This window comes from Pseudarthrobacter sp. O4 (assembly GCF_050157025.1).
Classification (GTDB): domain Bacteria; phylum Actinomycetota; class Actinomycetes; order Actinomycetales; family Micrococcaceae; genus Arthrobacter.
The window spans coordinates 32,837-53,971 of record NZ_CP189591.1 but is presented as its reverse complement, the minus strand read 5'-3'; the positions used below and the strand labels follow the sequence as shown (position 1 = coordinate 53,971).

The following is a 21,135-nucleotide window of genomic DNA, read 5'->3' as shown; positions in this document are numbered from 1 at the left end:
GGCCTAGCTTCCGGACTTGTCGAAGTAGGCCTTCGACCCGGGGCACGTCTCCACGAAGGAAACGTCACCGGCGGTGGCCCGATCCATCTCGCCGGCTGCGGGATGCACCTTGACCAAGGCGTCCTTGTGGTCAAAGAGGGCGGTGGTGATGTCCTGCTGAAGCTGTGTTCCCATCTTCTTGCTGGCAACCAGGATGTTCGGCGAAGCGATCGCGGAGACGGCCTCGCCCTGCCCTTCGTAGGTGTTGGCCGGGATGTCCTGCTTCACGTAGTACGCGCCGTATTTCTGCGCGAGCGGGTCCGCGTACTCGCCGATCGAAAGCAGCTTCATGTCGCCGTCGCTCGCCAGGTCAATCAACGCGCCGGTGGGCAGCCCTCCGGACCAGAATCCGGCGTCGATCGTTCCGTCGCGCAGCGCTGCGACGGTCTCCGCCGCGCCGAGCTGGCGGCGCTCGATGCCCGTCTTCGGGTCAATTCCGGCGGCCTCGAGGATGCGCAGCGCCGCGACCTCGGTGGCGGAGCTGGGCGCGCCGACCGAGATGACTTTGCCCGCCATGTCCTTCACATTGTGGATCCCCGGGCCGTCGACGGTGACTGCCTGCATGAAATTGTTGTAGATGTTGCCGAGGGAGCAGAGAGCCAGGGGCTTTCCCTTGAATTCGCCTGCGCCTTCGACAGCATCGGAAACCACGTCGCCCACACCGAAGGCGATCTGGGCCGACCCGTTTTCGAGCAGCAGCATGTTGTCCACGGACGCGTTCGTTTCCTGGACGGTGGCGTCATAGCCCTTGACGTTGTCCCGGATCACGGTGGAGAAGCCTCCGCCCAGCGGATAGTAGACCCCGCCGGTGCCGCCCGTGGCGATAGACAACGTGCCGCCCTGGCCTGCCGCACTCCCGGCCCCGTCACTGCCGCTGACAGCGGGGCTGCCGCACGCGGAAAGAAAAACGGCCGGTACAAGGATTGCTGCTGCACACAGACGCTGCATGCGCCTCCGGGCAGGGATGGTCATAGCGGTCATGGTTAATCTCCCTAAGTGGTGATGATGGTGTAGCGATGGCTGGTTGGGCGTCAGTCGGCCCGGTGTGCGGGTTCTCCGGTGGCGGTTGGGGGAACGGGAACATCTCCGGCGGCGAGGATGCCTGCCAGCAGGCGGTAGTAGCCCACCAGCACCGAAAGCTCCGTAATCCCTCCGTGTCCAAAGTGTTCAAGGGCGGTCGCATGTATTTCCTGGCCGACAACGGTGCCGCGCAGCAGGGCACGCGTCAGGCCCAGCGCCGCGCTCTCGTCCGCGGTCAGGGTGTCCGGGATTTCGCCGTCGTGCAGCTTCTTCAGCTCGGTGCCGCTGATGCCCATGCTCGTGGCGACCCGGCTGTGCGCGTACCACTCGTAGGCGGACTCCAGTTCCGCGGCGACGGCGCAGATGACCAGTTCCCGCGTGCGGTCCGGCAGCGATCCGCCAAAGCGCAGGACGGCTCCCAAGGCCTGCACCGCGTTGCCGATCGCGGGCGAGTGCAGCAGCGCATTGAAGGGGCCGGCCAGGCGGCCGGATCCGTCGACAATGGAAAACGGCCCGTTTCCCCGCGGCGGGCCTGCGATGGCGCCATACAGATCATGCTGCTGATCCGAGAGCTCGTCCGGAGCGAGGAGCGGAAAGCGGCCTCCCCGGGGGGCTCCTGCGGGCCCCGCTTCTCCGTGGGAGGTCCTAGACAAGGGTCCTGCCCCCGTCCACATACATGACATGTCCGGTGACGAAGGCCGCCTGGCGGGAGGCCAGGTAGAGAACTGGGCCGGTCAGGTCGTTGACTGTACCGAGCCGTCCGGCCGGGACCATCGAGGTGTAGTGGTCGCGCACTCCGGGGCGGTCCAGGTGCGTCCTGGTCAGGTCCGTATCCACGTATCCGGGGGCGATGGCGTTAACCGTTACTCCGCGGGAGGCCCACTCGCGGGCCATGACCCGGACCAGCTGGTTGATGCCGCCTTTGCTGGCTGCGTAGGGACCGTGGTCAGGATGGGCCAGGATGCCGGAGACCGACGAGCAGTAGATCTGGCGCCCGAAGCCGGCTTCCACCATGACGCGACCGGCTGCGCGGCCCAGCCGGAAGGCGCTGGTGAGGTTGAGCTCCAGGATGCGGTTCCAGTCCTCATCCGCAGTTTCGAGAATCGGCACCCGGTGGTTCACGCCAATGGAGTGCACCAGAACGTCCAGCCCGCCGAGCCCTTCCTGGGCTGCGGCAACGGCATCCTCGCAGCCCTGGGTCGACGTGAGGTCGGCCTGTTCGGTGGCCACCCCCTGATCAAGGGCAGCCAGCCGGGAGTCATCGCGGTCAACCGCGAGCACCCTCGCCCCGGCTGCCACGAATTCCTCAATGCAGGCGCTCCCGATTCCTCCGGCGCCTGCAACCAGTACTCGGGCACCGCTCAACCCGAGCCAGTCGTTCACGGGCGCCACGACGTTCCGGTGGGCGGTTGTGCCACGCCTGTGTTGAAGGCCGCATCATTGCGGGTTGCTGGGAAGACCATTTGGATAATGTATCCAATATTGTGGCCCGCAGTAACCCGTGTCACACAATCGTTATGTTATCCGGCGGTTAGGGGACGTCCAGGAAGGTTCGCAGGGCATCCACGGCATGCTCCCGGTGCTCGTCCAGCAGGGTGATCAGCAGCTCCGCGTCCCCCTCCGCGTAGGCCTCGATGATGCGGGTATGTTCCCGCTCCACTCTGGCCCGGTTGTCCTCCGCGCCGTAGTACACGAACCGGTAGGCCTCAGTCGCGTCCCACAGGACCTGCACGATCCGTTCCAGGCGCGGCATGCGGGCCGCTGTCAACAGTGCGAAGTGGAACCGCCGGTTCGCCTCGGTCATCTTGAGCAGATCACCGGCGGCACTGGCCGTTTCAACGTCCCTGGCGGCCGCCCTCATCGCGGCGAGGACACCCTCGCTCCGTTTCCCGACCGCAACCCGGGCGGCTTCGGCTTCCAGCAGCTGCCTGAGCCGGTAGACCTCCAAGAGGTCCGTGAGCGATAGGGTGGCGACTTTGTGCCCACGGTGAGGCTCGTAGACCACCTGGCCCTCGCTTTCGAGGACCTTGAATGCTTCGCGGACTGGAACGCGGCTGACGCCGAACCGCTCGGCGAGAGTGTTTTGACGAAGCGGCTGGCCGGGCAGGAACTCCCCTGCGATAATTCCGCGCCGCAGCTCGGTAAGGACGAAAGCCTGGGCGGTGGGAGGGCGCCTAAACTCTTTCGCGGCGTTCTCGCTCACGCCGCCACCGCCAACACGTCTGCTTTCACACCTGAATTCTAGCTGGCGGGCATCCGTCGCCGTTGTTATTCCGGCGGGACACACCCCGCTCCCCGATCAACAACGCCCGAGCGCAGGAGCGTCCGGCTGGCAGGACCGGCGTAGCTGGACCTTCTAATCAGCCGTTCTTCAGGAGGGCGACGTCGGAGACAAGGTCGATGTGCTCCAGCATTGCCGAGGCTGCCGCCACGGAATCCTGGGCCCGGATCGCGGCGGCGATCTTGCGGTGCGAAGCGAGCGACTGCTCCGGGCGGCCGGGCTGCCCCAGCGATTCCAAACGCGTTTCCAGGACCATGCCGGCAATGAACGTCATCAGCTGGGCCAGTACCGCCGAGTGCGCCGCGGCCGTCACGGCCTGGTGGAACAGCTCGTCGCCGCGTGCTCCCCTGGCTCCCGAGGCAACCTCTTCAGCCATCGCGTCGAGTGCCTTGTCGATGGCTTTCATGTCGTCGTCGGTGCGCCGGGCGGCAGCGAGCTCGGCAAGTTTTACCTCGAGCGTGCTTCGCGCCTCCACGATCTCGGGCAGCCGGCTGCGGTGCTCGCGGAGGCCCTTGATCACGGACGGAACGTTGGGCCGGTAGACCAGCACCGCGCCGGTGCCGTGCTGGACGTCTATCACGCCGAGCACTTCCAGGGCCACGAGGGCCTGGGCAAGGGTTGCCCGCGAAACTCCCAGCCGTTCGGCAAGTTCCCGTTCAGCCGGCAAAGTGTCTCCCGGGCCCAGCTGGGCGGACTCGATGAAGTCCATGAGCTGCTCCACGAGCTGCTCATAGAGCCGGGGCCGCGAGACGCGGGAAATCTGATGCGTTGCTGCCTGCTTTGCCATGCGCGTCCTTCCGGCGACGTCCTTGGCAGTCAGCCTACCGGAGAACTATTGACAAAGTCACCTAGTGTCTAGGAGGCTAGGCCACTAAGCCAGTTCATCACCCTACTTCTATTCCGGAGGAACAAAGATGTCCGCTCCTGTCCTGTCAATCGTCATCCTGGCGGTGATGTTCCTGCTGGCCACGGTGCTGCCCCTCAACATGGGAGCCCTGGCCTTCGTGGGTGCATTCCTGCTGGGCTCGGTCGTGCTGGGAATGTCCACCAACGACATCCTCGCCAACTTCCCCGGCGGCCTGTTCCTGACGATCGTCGGGGTCACCTACCTGTTCGCCATCGCGCAGAACAACGGCACCATTGACCTCCTGGTCCGGGGTGCCGTCCGGATGGTGGGCAGCAAGGTGGCCCTCATCCCCTGGGTCATGTTCGCCATCACTGCGGTGATTACCGCCGTCGGCGCCCTCTCCCCGGCCGCCGTCGCCATCATCGCGCCGATCGCGCTGAGCTTCGCCGCCAAGCACAAGATCAATCCGCTCATGATGGGCATGATGGTGGTCCACGGCGCGCAGGCCGGCGGCTTCTCCCCCATCGCCGTCTACGGCGTCACCGTCAACGGCATCATCGCCAAGACGGAACTGGAAGCCAGCCCCATGGCGATCTTCCTGGCCAGCTTCTTCTTCAACCTCGCCATTGCGCTGGTGCTGTTCATCGTCCTCGGCGGCAGCAAGCTGCTGTCCACCCCGGGCGGGCGCCTGGTGGAGCAGGCCGCTGAAAAGCGCATGTCCGTCAGTGTGGGTGCCCGCGTGGCCGGCGTGACGCTGCAGGGCTCCGGATCCGACATTTCCTCCGCCGGCGTCTCCTCGAAAGGCACCTCGGCCGCCTCCGGGGCATCGGCAACCGGTTCCTCCGCGGCCGGAGGGCAGGCAGGCAACGGTGCCCGCGCCTCCGTGCCCCAGCTCGTGACCATCCTGGGCCTGATCGCCCTCGCCGTCATCTCGCTGGGCTTCAAGGTGGACGTCGGCTTCGTCTCCATCACCATCGCCATCGTCCTGGCCCTCGTGTCCCCGGCAGCCCAGAAGGGCGCCGTCAACAAGATCAGCTGGTCCACTGTCCTGCTCATCTGCGGCATGCTCACGTTCGTGGGCGTCCTCGAGGAAGCCGGCACCATCAAGTTTGTGTCCGACGGCGTGGCCCACCTGGGCATGCCGCTGCTGGCCGCCCTGCTGATCTGCTACATCGGCGCCATCGTCTCGGCCTTCGCCTCCTCCACCGCAATTCTCGCGGCCCTCATTCCCCTGGCGGTGCCGTTCCTGGCCACCGGAGAGATCGGCGCCGTCGGGGTTATCGCCGCACTGGCCGTGGCCTCCACGATCGTGGATGTTTCCCCCTTCTCCACCAACGGCGCCCTGGTGCTGGCCAACGCGCCGGAAGACGTGGACAAGGAAAGGTTCTACAAACAGATCCTCGCCTACAGCGGCATCGTCGTCGCCGTCGGACCCGCCATCGCCTGGCTGGTCATGGTGGTCCCGGGCTGGATGTAGCCGGCAAGGCGGCGAACAGCCGCATCACCAACGTGCAGCAGCAACGACAAGCAAGAGAAGGAACATCACGATGAGCACTGAATCCACGCCGCAAACCGAGGGTCCCCTCACGGGCTACCTCGTGGTGGACCTGAGCCGTGCCCTCGCCGGCCCGCACGCCGGGATGATGCTGGCTGACCTGGGCGCGCGGGTGATCAAGATAGAGAACCCCGGCACCGGAGACGATACCCGCGGCTGGGGTCCCCCCTTCGTGGGCCCCGAGGACGATCCCCAGGCCACCTACTTCCTGTCCTGCAACCGCAACAAGGAATCCATTGCCCTGGACCTGAAGAGCGACGACGGGCGGACAGTTCTGCGCGAACTGCTGGGGCGCGCGGACGTCGTGATCGAGAACTTCCGCCCCGGGGTACTGGACCGTCTGGGATTCCCGGCCGCGGAGATGCATGCCCTCAATCCGGCACTCGTGGTCCTGTCAATCACGGGTTTCGGACACGACGGGCCGGAATCCCAGCGGAGCGGTTACGACCAGATCCTGCAGGGTGAGGCCGGGCTGATGTCCCTGACCGGGTCCGGGCCGGACGATCCGCAGCGGGTGGGCGTGCCCATCGCGGACCTCCTCTCGGGCATGTACGGGGCGTTCGGCACCCTCGCCGCCTTGCTGCAGCGTGAGCGGACCGGTCAGGGACAGATCGTCCGCACGTCACTGCTCGCGGCGATTATCGGGGTCCACGCCTTCCAGGGCACCAGGGCCACGGTCGCCGGCGAGGTTCCGAAGGCCCAGGGCAACCACCATCCCTCCATCGCCCCCTACGGCCTGTTCCACTGCAGGCGGGGCCGGGTACAGATCAGCGTGGGGAGCGAGAAGCTCTGGGGTACGTTCGCTTCCACATTCGGGATCGACACCACGCGGCCGGAATTCGCCAGCAACGCGGACCGCGTACGCAACCGCGAGAAAGTCATCGAGGAAGTGGAGCGGGTGTTCTCCGATTTCGTGGCCGAACCGCTGCTCGCCAAACTGAACGAGGCCGGCATCCCGGCCGGCAAGGTCAGAACCTTGGACGAGGTGTACGAATGGGAACAGGTCCACTCGCAGGGGCTCGTGATCGACGTCGACCACAAAATCCTCGGCAACGTGAGCCTCCCGGGTCCGCCGCTGCGGTTCTTCAGCCCGGCCGACACCGCAGAAACGACGCTGAAGGCGCACACCGCCCCGCCGCTGCTGGACCAGGACGGGGACCAGATCCGGCAGTGGCTTGGGCTGGTGCCCGCCGGTCGAGGCGGCACAGAGCAGGCAGTTACGGACCCGGAAGGTCACCAGGCATGCTGACGGAGCAGAAAGTCCGGCACCTGGACGCTACCGAACTCCTCGACGCCGTGCTCGATCCCGGATCGTACCGGAGCTGGGACTTCCCGGTGGTGGACCCAGATCCGGGACCCGAGTACCGGCAGGAACTGGCGGCGGCCCGCGCAAAAACCGGTGTGGACGAATCCGTCCTCACCGGCGAGGGCCTTATCCGCGGCCGCCGGGTTGCGGTCATTGTCAGCGAGTTCCGCTTCCTGGCCGGTTCCATCGGGCTCGCGGCAGCGGAACGCATCGTCAGCGCCGTCGAGCGGGCCACCCGGGAAGGGCTTCCCCTCCTCGCGGGCCCGGCGTCGGGTGGCACCCGGATGCAGGAGGGGACCATCGCGTTCCTGTCCATGGTGAAAATCACCGCGGCCGTCCGGGCACACCGCCAGGCCGGGCTGCCCTACCTGGTCTACCTGCGGCATCCCACCACGGGCGGAGTGATGGCGTCCTGGGGTTCACTGGGCCATATCACTGTGGCCGAGCCCGGCGCCCTGCTCGGATTCCTCGGACCACGGGTCTTCGAGGCCCTCCACGGCACCCAGTTCCCCGAGAACGTCCAGGTGGCCGAAAACCTCTTCGACAAGGGGCTCGTGGACGCCGTGGTGCCGCCCTGGCAACTGTCCGGCGTCGTCGACCGCGCCCTCAGCATCCTGGTCACCGGTCCGCATTCCCGGCTCGACCCGCCCAGGACACTTTCCGTCAGACCGTCCGACGCCGGCGCCTGGGAATCGATCGGAATGTCCCGCAATCCGCGCCGGCCGGACCTGCGCCAACTGCTGGCGCACGGGGCCCGGGACGTGCTGCCGCTCAACGGCACCGGCCAGGGGGAAAAAGACCCCGGCCTTCAGCTTGCCCTGGCCCGCTTCGGGCAGGAATCCTGCGTGGTCATCGGCCACACCCGTCCCCGGCCCTCGCAGCAGACGGCAATGGGCCCCGCGTCGCTCCGCGAGGCCCGGCGCGGCATGCGCCTGGCCGAGGAACTTGGCCTGCCGCTGCTCACCGTCATCGACACAGGCGGCGCCGCCCTCTCCAAAGAGGCCGAGGAAGGCGGACTGGCCGGCGAGATCGCCCGGTCGCTGCACGACCTGATCGGGCTGAACTCGCCCACAGTGTCCGTATTGCTCGGACAGGGCGCCGGCGGCGGGGCGCTGGCCCTTCTGCCCGCGGACCGCACGATCGCCGCTCAGCATGCATGGCTGTCCCCGCTGCCGCCGGAGGGCGCCAGTGCCATCGTCCACCGAAGCACCGACCTTGCACCGGCCATGTCCGAGGCCCAAGGCGTCAACGTGGCCTCGCTCTACGCCAACGGACTTGTGGAACACATCGTGGACGAACGCGGCGACGCCGCCCGGGAGGCAAAGGCCTTCTGCCAGCGCATGGGGCAGGCCATCGAATACGAACTGGCCACCCTGTCCTGCGCCGGGATCAACGAACTGCTGCCGCGTCGGCTGGCTAAGTACCGCAACCTGGGCGGCCTCATCGCCGAGGAGGTGTTCCAGCAGGTGTAGTCGACGTCAGAGTCCATTGCTCTTGAGTGCTTCCGTCAACTGATCAACGGTAGGCAGGCCCGAAAGACCGCTGGGAGTCATGTAGATCCGGCACGCCAGCTCGCCCGCCGGCGCTCCGGTTGGGAAGATATCGGTTCCGTTGACGGTGATCGTCGGAGATCCGGCGAATCCGGTGTCTTTTGTATCGGATGCGGACTTCAGAAGCCGCATGTGTACTTCCATGTCGTTGTGCCCCCGGGCGATCAGGGCTGCTTCCAGACGCTCACGTGCTACGGCCGAGTTTGGACAATCATCGATATGGAGCAATTCAATCCTCATGAATCTATTGTCCATGCCAGACCTCCAGCGCGGTACAGAATGAGCAGCTGTCCGGGGTGGGGCAAAGCGGCCCTGACCCGTCCTCGTGTCAGGTCCGAGGATGCGTCATCGCGGCTAACCGGCGGGTGCCACGACGTCTTCCAGCATTGCCCTATCGAAAAACCGGAGCTCGCCCGTTGCCTGGAAGAACACCGGAACCACTGAGGTGCTTGGGTCCTTCGAGGTTTCGTAGATCTCCGGAGCACCGCCGTGTTTGCGCGCAATGGTTCCGATCAGCTCGGTGCCGCGAACCCGGACGGTGCGATATTTGTAGCTCATGTTGACCCCTTCGTCAGTTGAGGCAAACCCTACACCTGGGACCTCCGGCCAACGTGTCAGGGTGTCGCTGACGCCAGCGCGGAACCCGTTGCGGTTGACGGGGCGCGTGCCTCAGATGCAGGAATAGTCGTAGTCGAATCCGCCCGAAACGTACTGGCCCAGCGTGACCTTGCCGCCGCCGGTCAGTGCGGCGTCCGAGCATTTGCGTTTCGCCAGGGCGAGAGAGTTTGCTCCGGCCAACCAGCTGGGCAGCGCGTACAGATTGCTTGAAGACGGCACAGTCCCCACTATCTGGGCCCACTGCGTTCTGGTGGAGTAAAGGCCCGTGCGGGCTCCGATGCTCGCGAAGTAGGCTGTCATGCCCTCGAGATCGGCCCTGTTCGCCACCGTGTCCGTTGACCAGCTGTTGCCGGTCTCCACATCAAGCCACCAGGTGTAGGACGCGGGGTTGCTCACGCCGCGGATGTTCGCATCGTCATAAGCCTTGGCGTACCCGTACATGTATGAGCAGGCCGCGCCGTAGGAACCACTGGTGCACTCGCCATACGGGGAGTGCACGGTAGTCCCGCCGTATGTGTTGCTGGTGGGCCACCACGATCCGGCTTTGCCCGGGTTGGCGGTGTTCACATACAGGGCGACCGGCGCCTGGCCCGTCCCGCCCTTGGATGTGCGGGCCCACGTCAGCTGGGTGTCCAGACAGGGGTTTGTGGCGTTCGCCAGGCCGTTGTTCACGCCGATGATGGCGAAGGTCTGGCCTTTCGGCAAGGCCTGACCGCACTGGGGCCAGGACACATCGTTGCCGGGGGCGGCAGTGGTGGCTGCCTCAGCCGCTGGGGCAAGGAGCATCAGCAGGGCAACGGCTGCTGCGGCGGCTGCGGCCAACACATGCCGGAAACGCGCAGCGGGGGTGGCTGAGTTGATGGCGGACATGGCCGGCCTTCCCGTCGGGCGGAGCGAACAGGAACCCAGCATGATCGCCACGGGCCCCGCGGTCAAGGACATGACGGTTCCATGGCAGGGCGCCCCGTGGCGCATCGGCTGGCGGCCAGGCACCAGCCCCGGGCCCTCATCGGAGAGGCTTCCCCGCTGCCGGCCGGAGACGTGTTGACCCCCGGTACCCGCCGGAGGAGCATGGACGGGCAAGGGCGTGGCAGGAGGAGTCGGGCGAGATGCGGCGAATGCGAGGAATGGCGGCGGCTGGTTTGTTTCGCGTGATCCAGGTGGCGCTCCTCCCGGTGGGAATGGTCGGTTATCTGCGGGCCGTACCGCAGCTGCTCCTCTACAGCCGGCGGACAGGCATATCGGCGACCCTGCTCGCTTCGCTCTACACCCGCTACATGCAGCACCGGCTGGGGACCCGGCCCGATGAGCCCGCTGCGCGGCTCATGATGGTTATGCCCAATGTCTCCCGGGAGGGGTTCCGCCTGGAGACCATCCCGACGATGACGGCCCATCTCGTGACGGGCCGTGTTCCCTGGATCTACCGCTATCCGTACGAGGGCGTGCCCCCGATGCGCCATCAGCAGACCGCACGGACAAGCTTCTACGACGCCGCCCTCCACCGGCACCTCCCCGGCATCGAGCAGCTGGTGATCCTCGGCGCCGGGTTCGACACCCGCGCCTACCGGCTGCCCCCGGAAGCGAACGTGCGGTGCTTCGAGATCGATCAGCCCCGGACCCAGGCCTTCAAGCTCCGGATGTTGAGGGACGCAGGTCTCGCCGCGCATCTCGCCACGTACGTGGCCGCCGATTTCCAGGCGGAAGACTGGTTCGAGAAGCTCGTGGCCTCTGGCTTCGACCCGGCCCGGCCCGCGTTCTTCCTCTGGGAAGCGGTGACCATGTACCTGGACCGCGATTCGGTCGAGAGAACGCTTCGGCGGATCGCGGGGACGGCCCCCGGCAGCGTCGTCGCCTTCGACTACTTCTCCGCGGAGATCATCGCGTCCCGGTCGCCGTATATGCGCTACGCCCGGGCCGCGACGAAATTCGCCGGCGAGCCGCTCACCTTCGGGATCGACAACACTCCCCCGGCCCGGGCGCGCGCCGCGGAATTCGTCGGGGCTTTCGGCCTGACCCTCGAGGAACACCGGAACTTCGGACAAGAAACCCGACGGCGGCCTGCCCCGGCCGGATTCGTTACGGCAGTCGTCGGCGGTCCGTCGCAGCGCCAGGCGGCCCAACGCACCGCGGCCAACCGACCCTACAGCAGGGCACTAAGACGTGTCCTGTCGCTGCCGACAGCACGGTCGCCGTCCAACTCGCAACCTGGGTCGTGACGTGTATTTGTGGGATGCCGAGGGCCCTGGAACAACCTCGGGGGCGTTGATAAACCACCCACAAGGCGGGATGATCAGCACATGCTTGCGACTAGACGGCGCCATTCGGACGTACCGGCGGGAGCGCCCGCATGCAACTGCGGGGTGCTGAGGTGACGCCGTGACGGCCGGGCCGCCGGGTGGACGGCTCGAGGGCGAGCCCATGTCCCTCTGGGTGGCCAGCGCCGGGACCACAGGCTACCCGGCTCTGCGCGGGGATGTGGAGGTGGACGTCGCCGTCGTCGGCGGCGGCATTGCCGGGCTGACCGCCGCACTGGCACTCAAACGCGCGGGCCGAACCGTCGCGGTGATCGAGACCGGACGCGTCGGAACCGGCGTCACCGGCCACACGACAGGAAAGGTCACATCCCTGCACCGCCTCGCCTATACCGAACTCCAAGGCCGCCACAACGCCGACACTGCCCGCGCCTACGGGCAGGCCAACCAGGCCGGGCTCGAACACGTTGCGGAAGTGGTGGCTCGGGAAGGCATCGACTGTGATTTCCGCCGCGTGGACAACTACACCTACGCCGAGAGCGACGACGCGCTGGGCCTCGTCCGCGCTGAAGCCGCTCTTGCCTCCCGGCTCGGTCTTCCCGCCGCCTTCACCACCGATGTGCCGCTTCCATTCGCCGTCAAAGGAGCCGTCCGGTTCGACGGACAGGCCCAAATTCATACCGTGAAATACCTGCAGGGCCTCGCCCGGGCGGTCGATGGCAACGGTAGTTTTGTGTACGAGGAGACGCGTGCCCAAAGGATCCACGACGGCTCACCGTGCGTGGTCGACGCCGGGAGTGGAACAGTCCGTGCCCGGGACATCATCGTCGCCACGAATGTACCCTTCGGCGGTCAGGGCCTGTTCGAGCTGCGGTGTCATCCGCACCGCTCCTACCTCGTGGCCGGACGGGTGGGCACCCAGCCGCTGGACGCCACGTTTATCAGCGCCGATGAACCCGTGCGCTCCATCCTGACCGCGGACGCCGGCGGCGCGAGTTACGTGCTTGTCGGCGGCGAAGGCCATCGCGCGTCCGAGGCCTTCGACACAGCGGGACGTTACCGCAGACTCGCCGCCTTCGCCCAAGACCGCCTCGGCGTCGGCGAGGTCGCCTACCGCTGGTCAACGCAGGACGGCATCCCGCTTGACGGGCTACCTTACGTCGGACGCATGTCCCCCGCCGCCAAGCATGTCTTCGTGATCACCGGCCTGCGCAAATGGGGCCTGTCCAACGGAACCGCCGCCGCCCTCATTCTGACCGACACCCTCAACGGCCGGCCGAACCGCTGGGCCCCCGTCTTCAACAGCAACAGGATCACTCCCGTAGCCAGCGCCCGGCGGTTCGTACAGGAGAACATGAAAACTGCGGCAACCCTTCTGGCCGGCAAGCTCGGCGGCCGCCCCGGCCATGTGGCCCCGGCCCTGGCCCCGGGAGACGGAACGGTCATCGACGTGAACGGGGAGAGCACTGCCGTCTACAAAGACGCAGATGGTCAGGTCCACGCCGTCTCTGCCGTCTGCACCCACCTTGGCTGCACCGTCGGCTTCAATCCCGCCGACCTCACCTGGGATTGCCCCTGTCACGGTTCCCGCTTCGCGCCCGACGGCGCCGTCATCCAGGGCCCGGCCACCAAGAACCTGCCGCCCCGTCCGGCGCCGTGACCGCCGGCCGCCGGCCGCCGGCGGCTGCCGGTGAACCTGGATTCGCCAGCCCGGATCATCGAGGCAGGCGAAATTGGACCACGGGCTGTTCCAATCGACGGACCGAACGTGAAGTATGGTGCCCATGAGTTCAACATATGAAGCATCCCGTCCCGTCTCGTCCGATACTCCCGATGACATCGCCGGCGCAGTCCGGGCCGCCACCAAAGAGCTGAGCGAAACCCTGCAGAGCCAGGGCATCGACGTCGCCTTTGAAGACATCGCCCGGCTGGGGCACTCCGAGTCGTGGGATGACGAGGGCCAACGGTGGGTTCAGGTCGTCTGGGTGGGTGAAGGGACCACTGAGCCCAAGCCCGAGGGCTGACAGGAGGTCGGGTTTGGCCGTCCGGCGTGCCCCGTGACAGCGCCCAGGCGTATTCGCGTCACGCGAAATAGGGTCTCCGGCGTCAAGGTTCGGCAACAAGAGGGGGTCCGGATGCATACGCTTCCGCGCATCACGGTGGAAGTGCCGGTCCTCAGCATCGGATCAGAGCCCACGGACTACGAGGAACTGGGCAGCTACGCCCATGCGCTGCGCAGGCGACAAGGACTGCACCTGACCCTGCTGCACATCGGCGTCTTGGAGGACTTCTCCCGGGACGTCGCGGATTGGACCAAAGGCATCACCGGTACCGCGGAAGCCTCCCGCACGACGGTTGCCTGGCTTCAGGCGCTGCCAGTGCTGGAAGGCTTTTCCGGAAGCGCCGAAAGGCTGATCGTGCTGGGCGGCGGAAGCGTGTGCGGACTTGAAGTGGACGTCCCGCAGCGGGTTCACGACTTTCAGGTCGGCCTCGTGCAGTCGTTGCACGAACTGCTCGACGAGCTCCTCGTGGACAACGTCGACGACTTCATTCTCGGCTCACGCGCCCTCGGCTTCCGCTACCCCCGCTGGACACCCCACATTGCCGTGGGTCGCCCGAAGACCAGGGACCGCGGACCCTGGGAGATTGGAGCGCTGCCGGTCGTTTTCGGCGAATCACGGATCAGGAACCGCCAGCTCCTGCCGGCCGCCGATGAAAACGGTCAGGCTTGATGGCGCCTCCCGCCCGCGCCGGCTCCGGCGGCCCGTCGTCGGGCCGGATTGACGACGCGCTGCGCCGTGTCACTGGCGCAGTGGTCTGAGGGCCCCGGCCCAGGCGATGACTTGATCGAAGACCGTACCCAGGCCCTTCACGGCCCGGTCCGACGGTGTGAAGGTGGTGTAATTTTCAAACTCCGTGGCCCAAGGCAAGGTGACCTGCGCACGGACGTCGGCCATCTGCAGTTCCGCGGCGATGAGCCGTAGATGTTCCACCGCACGGGTCCCGCCGGTGCTGCCGTAACTGACGAAGCCCACCGCTTTGTTGTTCCACTCCCCGTAGAGAAAATCCAGGGCATTTTTCAGTGCTCCGGGCACGGAGTGGTTGTACTCTGCGGTGACAATGATGTATCCGTCGAAGGACCCGATGGCTTTCGCCCAGGCCTTCGTGTGTTCGTGACGGTAGTGCCCCAGTGACGGCGGGAGGGGTTCATCGAGCAGCGGGAGATCGAAGTCGGCCACATCGACAAGTTCGAACGTCGCATCGGTACGATTTGCCGCCTGCTCAAAGACCCAGTCTGCGACGGCCTTCCCTCTGCGGCCCGGTCGGGTGCTTCCGAGCACGACAGCGATATTAAGCATGAAGCCGCGCCTCCCCTTATGAATAAGGCTCCCTACCTGGTTAAACGCTCCCGCACGGCCGCTGCTTCCCATGGACCGGGCCGGCTCGAGCCGTCCCCGGGGCAACCAACTGAACGGAGTGTATGCCTCCCCGAATGGCCCGGACGCTACTATAATGTGGTTGACACCCCACATCGGGAGATGAGCGATGATACGCGGATTTGACAGGCGCCAAACGGGCAGGCGCGGAATTGGTCTGATCGGGGCCGTGTATCTGGCGATCGGCATAGTTGTCGCAGCCACCCACGGCTATCTCGTGGCGTGGAACGTTCCCGGCAACATTCTGGAAGGCCTCGCGGCGATTGTGCTATGGCCGCTTGTGGCCATCTTTGGGGTCGATCTGCACGCCCTAGTCACATAGGGCCCCGCAGCTCCACGCCGGCCACTGTTGTTCAGCGTTCGTCGAAGAAATCGCGCGCTTGGCCGCGATCGTCGGTTAACCTGACAGATGTGGCGTTCCCCGTTTCGTAGGCTCCAATGGTTGGCCTTCCTTGTACAGGAACTGTAAGAGCTGTCGCCTACCGGCGGGTAGTTGACACCCGCAAGACCGTAGGGTTGACTTTTGCACATGCTGAAATAACAGTTCCACGATACGGAACAGTGCTCTGTAACATGCTCCGTATAGCCCTACACCGTGGATGCCAGCATTGACACATGAGGACCCGTCCCATGCAAATCGAACAGTTTAACGCGGCCAAGCGACCGGAGGCTGTTGCGCTACTGCGGCCTTGCCTGGACATCCAGCGCTGGATTGACAGCCTCGCCAACGCGCGCCCGTATTCCGACGTCGGCTCCCTCCTCGATGCCGGCCGCCGGGCAGCCGCCCCGTTCACGTCAGCGGAGCTGGAATCTGCCCTGGCCCACCACCCCCGGATCGGGGAACGCGCGGCGGGCAACAGTACGGAGGCCCGGCTATCCCAGTCGGAACAGGCGGGACTCGGTGCACCGGACGTAGCCGTTGACAAAGCCCTGGCAGACGGTAACCGCGCCTACGAGGCGAAGTTCGGCCAGGTGTTCCTGATCCGCGCGGCGGGCCGCAGCCGGGAGGAGATCCTGGCGGCCCTCAACTCCAGGCTCGACCACACGCCCGAGCAGGAAGAACTAATCATCGGCGAGCAACTGCGCGAGATCGCAGTGCTCCGACTCGAAGGACTGCTGAAGTGAGCGTCTCCCACGTAACCACCCATGTACTGGATACCGGCTCCGGTAAGCCTGCCGCCGGAATCGCCGTAACACTTCACCTCCTGGACGGCGAGCAATGGGTCCGGATCGCCACCGGCTCCACGGATGCTGACGGGCGGATCAAAGAACTCGGCCCCGACAGGCTTCCCTCCGGAACCTACCGGCTGGGCTTTAACACCGGGGCATACTTCGCTGCGACCGAAACCGGGACCTTCTTTCCCGAGGTGACTCTCACGTTCCTGGTGGACGCGGCGCAGGCGCACTACCATGTTCCGCTGCTGCTGAGCCCCTTCGCCTACTCGACCTACCGGGGCAGCTAAGCCGCCAAGAACTGAATAGACAGGCCAGGGCTCGCGGTTCAAACCCGCGGGCCTTTCCTGTGCCTGTCAGCAGTTCCGGCGGGATAGCCGGGGCCCGCAGCCATGTCTCCCGGTGTATTAACCACATCGCGAAGCAGTCACAATCGGTTTTTTGACGCTCGAGAGCCACAACGCGCGGAAACCTATTGACAGTGGCACGGGTCACTTCTATTCTCAATTTTGGGATCCCAAATTGGGATCCCAAAAGTCCGCGTTACGGATTCGGCCGCCGTAGTTCATTGCCCGGCTCCTCCGGATTGGTTCCTGGGGGGCGCTTCGCCCCACCAGCCGGCCTCCTGCCCCGCGAACACCCACGTCTTTTCCCCGTCTGCAATCTTCCTCTCTGTAAAGGAGAAGTTGTGTCTCTTCAAAATACTGAAACCGCAGTACCGCTCCCCGACGACAAGACCGGCAAGGACGGCGTGCAACGTCGCACCAACGTCCGCTGGAAAATGTTCCTGCTCCTGCTGGTCCTCGTCGCCGTCAACTACATCGACAGGGGCTCCATCTCGGTGGCCCTCCCGATCATCCAGAAAGAATTCAACCTCGCCCCCGAGCTCGTGGGCCTGCTGCTCTCCGCGTTCTTCTGGACCTACGCGCTGATGCAGGTCCCGGTGGGCCTCCTGATCGATAAGTTCGGTCCCCGCAAGGTCATGACGGCCTCCTGCGTCGGCTGGGGGGCTGCGACTGCCGCTTCCGGCCTGGCTGGCGGCTTCCTCAGCATGTTCATCGCCCGCCTGGGCATCGGCGTCACGGAGGCCGGAGTCATGCCGGCCGGCGGCAAGCTCAACGCGATCTGGATGCACAAGTCAGAGCGCGGACGCGGTGCCACCATCCTCGACGCCGGGGCACCGCTGGGTGCAGGCCTTGGCGGTATCCTCATCGCCGGTCTCATCGCTTCCACCGGCAGCTGGCGCCTCTCGTTCATGATCGCCGGGGCCGCCACAGTACTGATGGGCCTGGCCGTCTGGTGGTACGTCCGCGACAACCCCCGCCAGCACCGCGGCGTCAACGATGCCGAGGCCGATTACATCGAAGCCTCCCACGCTGCAGAAGACGCCGAGGCGCAGCTCGACGGCAGCAAGGGCAAGCGTGCGCTCCTCCCCTACCTGAAATTCCGTTCCTTCTGGGCCATGTGCTTCGGCTGGCTGGGCTTCAACGGCGTCTTCTACGGACTGCTGACCTGGGGCCCGCTCTACCTGGCCCAGGCCAAGGGCTTCGACCTCAAGACCATCGGCTGGTCCACGTTCGTCATCTTCGGCGCCGGCTTTGTCGGGGAAATCCTCGGCGGCACGATCGCCGACAAGTGGCAGTCCACCGGCGCCTCCGCCAACCGCGTGATGCGCACGCTCCTGGGCACGTCCAGTGTTGTTGTGATCGGCGGCCTGATCGGCGTCACGGTCGTGGCCGATCCCACCACCGCCGTGGTGCTCCTGTCCGTGGTCATGTTCTTCCTCCGCTGGGTGGGCCTCTTCTGGAGCATCCCCTCCATCCTGGGCGGCCGGACCAATGCCGGCGTCCTGGGCGGCGCGATGAACTTCAGCGGCAATATCTCCGGCTTCGTCACCCCGATTGCTGTCGGCCTGATCGTGGGTGCCACCGGCTCCTACACCTGGGCGCTGCTGTACTTCGTCGGATCCGCCGTCATCATGGGCGTATCCGTGCTGACCCTGAACTACAACAAGCGGCTACCTGTCTAAGCTAGCCACGCACCTGTTCCTGAAGCCGGGAACGCAATGCCAGACAAGAACCGAAAGTGGAGAACCATGCATAACGCAGAAGAGACCCAGGACAAGGAACGCCCCCTTCGGGAGGCTGTCCGGGACACCCTCCGCAACAGGATCTTTGAAGGGCACTACGTTCCCGGCACCAGCTGGTGGAACGCGACCTCGCCGCTGAATTCAATGTGTCCCGCCTTCCCGTCCGCGAAGCGCTCCGCATGCTACGCCAGGAAGGCCTCATCAGCGACCGCGGCGCCCGCGGAGCCGAGGTCAGCACACTGAGTCCGGAAGACGTCGAGGATCTGTTCGACGTCAGGCAGTCCCTCGAGGTGCTTGCCTGCCGCCTGGCCGCCACCCGCGCCACCCCTGCAGACCGCAGCAGCCTCAAAGGGCTGCTGGACGAGGCAGACCGGTGCCTGGTCAAGGGTGCCGTCATGGAAGCCCACCGGGCCAACAGCGAATTCCACGATGCCATCACCCGGATCGCGGACAACGGTTTCCTCAAGTCCGCGCTGGAACCGCTCCAGGGCCGCATGCACTGGCTCTTCCGCCACGTCAGCGACCTGCCGGAGCTCATCGAAGAACACCGCGCCCTCTACGCCGCGATCGCCAGCGGCGACCCGGAACGGGCAGCCGCCCAGTCGGCGTCGCACATCGGCAAATACCGCGAACAGTTTCCGGAGGATTTCAGCCGGACAGAACCCGCCCTTCATCGGAAGAACTCATGAAACTTCTTGTCATCAACCCCAATATCAGCGACGAGGTTACAGCCGTGATCGAAGCGGAGGCGCTCCGCTCCGCTTCCCCCGGAACCGAACTCGTGGTCCGGACCGCCGGGTATGGCGTCGAGTACATCGAAACCCGCTTTGAGTCCCTGATCGCGGCGGGAGCCGTCGCCGAAATCGTCGCCGAGTATACCCGCGACGGCGCCAGCGTCGACGGCGTTGTGGTGGCCGCATTCGGCGACCCCGGAATGCCCGCACTGAAGGAACTCACCGACGTCCCCGTCATCGGCATCACCGAGGCGGCCCTCTGCGCAGCTGCCCTGCAGGGCCACCGGTTCTCCATCATCGCGATCTCGGACCGGATCCGGCCCTGGTACCAGGACTGCGTCGAGAGGTTCGGCCTCGGCGGCCGGCTGGCTTCCATCCGTTCCATCAACGAGAGCCTCAACGGCATCGCCTCCGTGCAGCAGGACTTCAAGGCAACCCTGCTGGCACTCAGCCAGCAGGCCGTCACCGAGGACGGGGCCGACGTCGTGATCCTCGCCGGCGCACCCCTCGCCGGGCTGGCGCGCGAACTTCGAGGGCAGATCTCGGTCCCCGTGGTGGACGGCATCTCCGCCGGCATCCGGATGGCAGAAGCCGTGGTCGGGCTCCAATCCGGCCGGCACCGCGCCGGCGCCTTCGCGCCGCCGCCGCTCAAGGCCCGGCGCGGCCTCTCCGAGAACCTCGACGCCGCCCTGACGGCCGCTCAGGACGCAACCCGCGGCGCCGCCGGCCAGCCTGTCTCGCCCGCGCCGTCCAACTAATTACTTCTACTTGAGGAGGACACCGATGTCCGACACCCCAGAACTCGTCATCACCTACGGCACCGTGGTCAACAGCTTCGGCCGGCGGCACGCCCACATTGTGGTCCGGGAGGGCCGTATCGACCAGCTTGTTGACGCCTCCGAACCGGTTCCCCCCGCCACTCGCGTCATCGATGCCGCCGGCAAGCTGGTCATCCCCGGCGGCGTCGACGGACACTGCCACGTGGCCCAGGTAACCGGGCGCTTCCGCACCCTGGACGACTACCGGACCACTTCCACTGCCGCCCTTTGGGGCGGTACCACCACCATCATCGATTTCGGCATCCCCCGCGACGCCCAGGAAACTCCGCTGGCGGCAGTCCTCCATAAGAAGGAACTCGCCCAGGACTCACGCTGCGACGTGGCACTGCACGGGTCCGTGGTCAGCTGGGATGAAACCGTTCCCTGGCAGCTGGAACAGCTCGCCGCTGAGGGTGTCCGGTCCGTGAAGATGTACACCACCAACCGCGGCAGCACCATGGCGGACGGGGACACTATCCTGAAGGTCATGCGCGAGATGGTCCGGCTGGACGGACTCACCTACATCCACGCCGAGCACGACCCCATCATCGCGGACTGCACCCAGCAGCACGCCGACGACGGCCGGATTGGCATTCAACACCTGCACCAGACCCGGCCGGAGCTTGCGGAGGAAATCTCGGTCGGGGAAACCCTGGCCATGGCGGCATACACCAATGCGCCGGTCTACTTTGTGCATCAGTCGACGCCGGGAGCCGTGGATCTGGTCACCGAGGCCCGCCGCCAAGGCCAGGAGGCCTACTCCGAGACCTGCCCCCACTACATCACTCTTGACGACACGGTCTACGGCTCGGCGATGCCGGAGTGGTATGCCTGCTGCCCGCCCATGCGGAGCCCACAAACGGTGGCCGCGCTCCGGGAACGGCTGGCCAACGGCGCCATCCACACCGTCGCCTCGGACCATTCCTGCTACGACCTCTCGCAGAAGCGCGAACGGTCCGATGACATCCGCGCCATGCCACACGGCCTGCCGGGGGTCGAAACCCGTATGCCGGTCACGTTCACGGCCATGATGGATGCTGCCAGCGGCGGCGAGGCCCGGGTGGAGGACTTCGTGGAGGTGTTCGCGGCCGGCCCGGCCCGCATCAACGCCCTTCCCCGCAAGGGAAGCATCACCCCCGGGTTCGACGCCGATCTGGTCATCTTCGATCCGGCCGAGGCACGCACCGTGGCAGGCAACGCACTGCACATGGGCACGGATTTCTCCCCGTTCGACGGCCGCAAACTCACGGGCTGGCCCGCCGTCGTCGTCTCCGCCGGACGCGTGGTGCTGGACAGCGACGGCTTCCACGACCCCGGCCCCGTTGGCCGGTTCGTGCCGCGCGACGGTTTCCGCGAGCACCAGGCCGCCAACACTTCCGTCCTTACTCCCGCCGCCCAGGCCACCAGCTAGGAGCC

At 66.1% G+C, this 21,135-nt stretch carries 23 protein-coding genes; 14 read left to right on the top strand and 9 right to left on the bottom strand.

Annotated elements, in window-relative coordinates; genetic code table 11:
- Positions 1-3 precede the first annotated feature (3 nt).
- The 5 genes from ACQCSU_RS00245 to ACQCSU_RS00225 all read right to left on the bottom strand — a co-directional run bounded on the left by ACQCSU_RS00245 (position 4) and on the right by ACQCSU_RS00225 (position 4,127).
- Positions 4-1,020, bottom strand: coding sequence for a TAXI family TRAP transporter solute-binding subunit (locus ACQCSU_RS00245; RefSeq protein WP_426977548.1), 1,017 nt, complete (start codon positions 1,018-1,020; stop codon positions 4-6).
- A 50-nt stretch (positions 1,021-1,070) separates the two neighbouring features.
- Complete coding sequence (locus ACQCSU_RS00240; protein ID WP_426977547.1) at positions 1,071-1,712, bottom strand: carboxymuconolactone decarboxylase family protein; 642 nt, start codon at positions 1,710-1,712, stop codon at positions 1,071-1,073.
- On the bottom strand, positions 1,705-2,442 hold the full coding sequence (locus ACQCSU_RS00235; protein WP_426977546.1) for an SDR family NAD(P)-dependent oxidoreductase: 738 nt from the start codon (positions 2,440-2,442) through the stop codon (positions 1,705-1,707). The genes ACQCSU_RS00240 and ACQCSU_RS00235 overlap by 8 nt, the downstream gene beginning before the upstream one ends.
- A gap of 148 nt (positions 2,443-2,590) precedes the next feature.
- Positions 2,591-3,262 (bottom strand): GntR family transcriptional regulator, encoded by a 672-nt coding sequence (locus ACQCSU_RS00230; protein ID WP_426977545.1) that lies wholly within the window; start codon positions 3,260-3,262, stop codon positions 2,591-2,593.
- 157 nt (positions 3,263-3,419) lie between these two features.
- Entirely contained in the window at positions 3,420-4,127 is a 708-nt protein-coding gene (locus tag ACQCSU_RS00225) for a FadR/GntR family transcriptional regulator (RefSeq protein WP_426977544.1), read from the bottom strand.
- A 127-nt stretch (positions 4,128-4,254) separates the two neighbouring features.
- Here ACQCSU_RS00225 and ACQCSU_RS00220 point away from each other — a divergent pair, with 127 nt between their 5' ends.
- The 3 genes from ACQCSU_RS00220 to ACQCSU_RS00210 all read left to right on the top strand — a co-directional run bounded on the left by ACQCSU_RS00220 (position 4,255) and on the right by ACQCSU_RS00210 (position 8,520).
- Entirely contained in the window at positions 4,255-5,664 is a 1,410-nt protein-coding gene (locus ACQCSU_RS00220; protein ID WP_426977542.1) for an SLC13 family permease, read from the top strand.
- Positions 5,665-5,734: 70 nt separating this feature from the next.
- Positions 5,735-6,991 (top strand): CaiB/BaiF CoA transferase family protein, encoded by a 1,257-nt coding sequence (locus ACQCSU_RS00215; protein WP_426977540.1) that lies wholly within the window; start codon positions 5,735-5,737, stop codon positions 6,989-6,991.
- Positions 6,985-8,520 carry a carboxyl transferase domain-containing protein gene (locus ACQCSU_RS00210; RefSeq protein ID WP_426977538.1) on the top strand — a complete coding sequence of 512 codons (1,536 nt, stop codon included), beginning with the start codon at positions 6,985-6,987 and terminating at the stop codon, positions 8,518-8,520. The genes ACQCSU_RS00215 and ACQCSU_RS00210 overlap by 7 nt, the downstream gene beginning before the upstream one ends.
- A gap of 6 nt (positions 8,521-8,526) precedes the next feature.
- Here ACQCSU_RS00210 and ACQCSU_RS00205 read toward each other — a convergent pair whose 3' ends face one another.
- The 3 genes from ACQCSU_RS00205 to ACQCSU_RS00195 form a co-directional block, all read right to left on the bottom strand.
- Positions 8,527-8,838 (bottom strand): thioredoxin family protein, encoded by a 312-nt coding sequence (locus tag ACQCSU_RS00205; RefSeq protein ID WP_426977537.1) that lies wholly within the window; start codon positions 8,836-8,838, stop codon positions 8,527-8,529.
- A gap of 114 nt (positions 8,839-8,952) precedes the next feature.
- On the bottom strand, positions 8,953-9,156 hold the full coding sequence (locus ACQCSU_RS00200) for a hypothetical protein (RefSeq protein WP_426977535.1): 204 nt from the start codon (positions 9,154-9,156) through the stop codon (positions 8,953-8,955).
- Between the two features lie 111 nt (positions 9,157-9,267).
- Entirely contained in the window at positions 9,268-10,158 is an 891-nt protein-coding gene (locus tag ACQCSU_RS00195; RefSeq protein WP_426977533.1) for a hypothetical protein, read from the bottom strand.
- Positions 10,159-10,334: 176 nt separating this feature from the next.
- Between ACQCSU_RS00195 and ACQCSU_RS00190 the strand changes: the two genes are divergently transcribed.
- The 4 genes from ACQCSU_RS00190 (at position 10,335) to ACQCSU_RS00175 (ending at position 14,200) form a co-directional block, all read left to right on the top strand.
- Positions 10,335-11,432: a class I SAM-dependent methyltransferase gene (locus ACQCSU_RS00190; protein ID WP_426977531.1), complete on the top strand. Its 1,098-nt coding sequence runs from the start codon at positions 10,335-10,337 to the stop codon at positions 11,430-11,432.
- Between the two features lie 160 nt (positions 11,433-11,592).
- Positions 11,593-13,128 carry an FAD-dependent oxidoreductase gene (locus ACQCSU_RS00185; protein ID WP_426977530.1) on the top strand — a complete coding sequence of 512 codons (1,536 nt, stop codon included), beginning with the start codon at positions 11,593-11,595 and terminating at the stop codon, positions 13,126-13,128.
- Positions 13,129-13,252: 124 nt separating this feature from the next.
- The gene (locus ACQCSU_RS00180) at positions 13,253-13,492 is read left to right on the top strand and encodes a hypothetical protein (protein ID WP_426977529.1); all 240 of its coding nucleotides are present in this window, start codon (positions 13,253-13,255) and stop codon (positions 13,490-13,492) included.
- 111 nt (positions 13,493-13,603) lie between these two features.
- Positions 13,604-14,200 (top strand): hypothetical protein, encoded by a 597-nt coding sequence (locus ACQCSU_RS00175; RefSeq protein ID WP_426977527.1) that lies wholly within the window; start codon positions 13,604-13,606, stop codon positions 14,198-14,200.
- A 69-nt stretch (positions 14,201-14,269) separates the two neighbouring features.
- On the opposite strand, the gene ACQCSU_RS00170 is transcribed toward ACQCSU_RS00175, so the two are convergent.
- A complete protein-coding gene (locus ACQCSU_RS00170) occupies positions 14,270-14,827 on the bottom strand; it encodes an NADPH-dependent FMN reductase (protein WP_426977525.1) in 558 nt (185 codons plus the stop codon).
- 187 nt (positions 14,828-15,014) lie between these two features.
- On the opposite strand from ACQCSU_RS00170, the gene ACQCSU_RS00165 reads away from it, so the two are divergent.
- The 7 genes from ACQCSU_RS00165 (at position 15,015) to ACQCSU_RS00135 (ending at position 21,130) form a co-directional block, all read left to right on the top strand.
- Positions 15,015-15,227: a hypothetical protein gene (locus ACQCSU_RS00165; RefSeq protein WP_426977523.1), complete on the top strand. Its 213-nt coding sequence runs from the start codon at positions 15,015-15,017 to the stop codon at positions 15,225-15,227.
- 308 nt (positions 15,228-15,535) lie between these two features.
- Complete coding sequence (uraD, locus tag ACQCSU_RS00160) at positions 15,536-16,030, top strand: 2-oxo-4-hydroxy-4-carboxy-5-ureidoimidazoline decarboxylase (protein WP_426977521.1); 495 nt, start codon at positions 15,536-15,538, stop codon at positions 16,028-16,030.
- Positions 16,027-16,368, top strand: a complete 342-nt coding sequence (uraH, locus tag ACQCSU_RS00155) for a hydroxyisourate hydrolase (protein ID WP_426977519.1) — start codon at positions 16,027-16,029, stop codon at positions 16,366-16,368. The genes uraD and uraH overlap by 4 nt, the downstream gene beginning before the upstream one ends.
- Positions 16,369-16,766: 398 nt before the next feature.
- Positions 16,767-18,107: an MFS transporter gene (locus tag ACQCSU_RS00150; protein ID WP_426977518.1), complete on the top strand. Its 1,341-nt coding sequence runs from the start codon at positions 16,767-16,769 to the stop codon at positions 18,105-18,107.
- A gap of 176 nt (positions 18,108-18,283) precedes the next feature.
- Positions 18,284-18,856 carry a GntR family transcriptional regulator gene (locus ACQCSU_RS00145; protein WP_426977516.1) on the top strand — a complete coding sequence of 191 codons (573 nt, stop codon included), beginning with the start codon at positions 18,284-18,286 and terminating at the stop codon, positions 18,854-18,856.
- Entirely contained in the window at positions 18,853-19,659 is an 807-nt protein-coding gene (locus ACQCSU_RS00140; RefSeq protein ID WP_426977515.1) for an aspartate/glutamate racemase family protein, read from the top strand. Before ACQCSU_RS00145 ends, ACQCSU_RS00140 begins: the two co-directional genes overlap by 4 nt.
- Positions 19,660-19,684: 25 nt before the next feature.
- On the top strand, positions 19,685-21,130 hold the full coding sequence (locus ACQCSU_RS00135; protein ID WP_426977513.1) for an amidohydrolase family protein: 1,446 nt from the start codon (positions 19,685-19,687) through the stop codon (positions 21,128-21,130).
- Positions 21,131-21,135 lie beyond the last annotated feature (5 nt).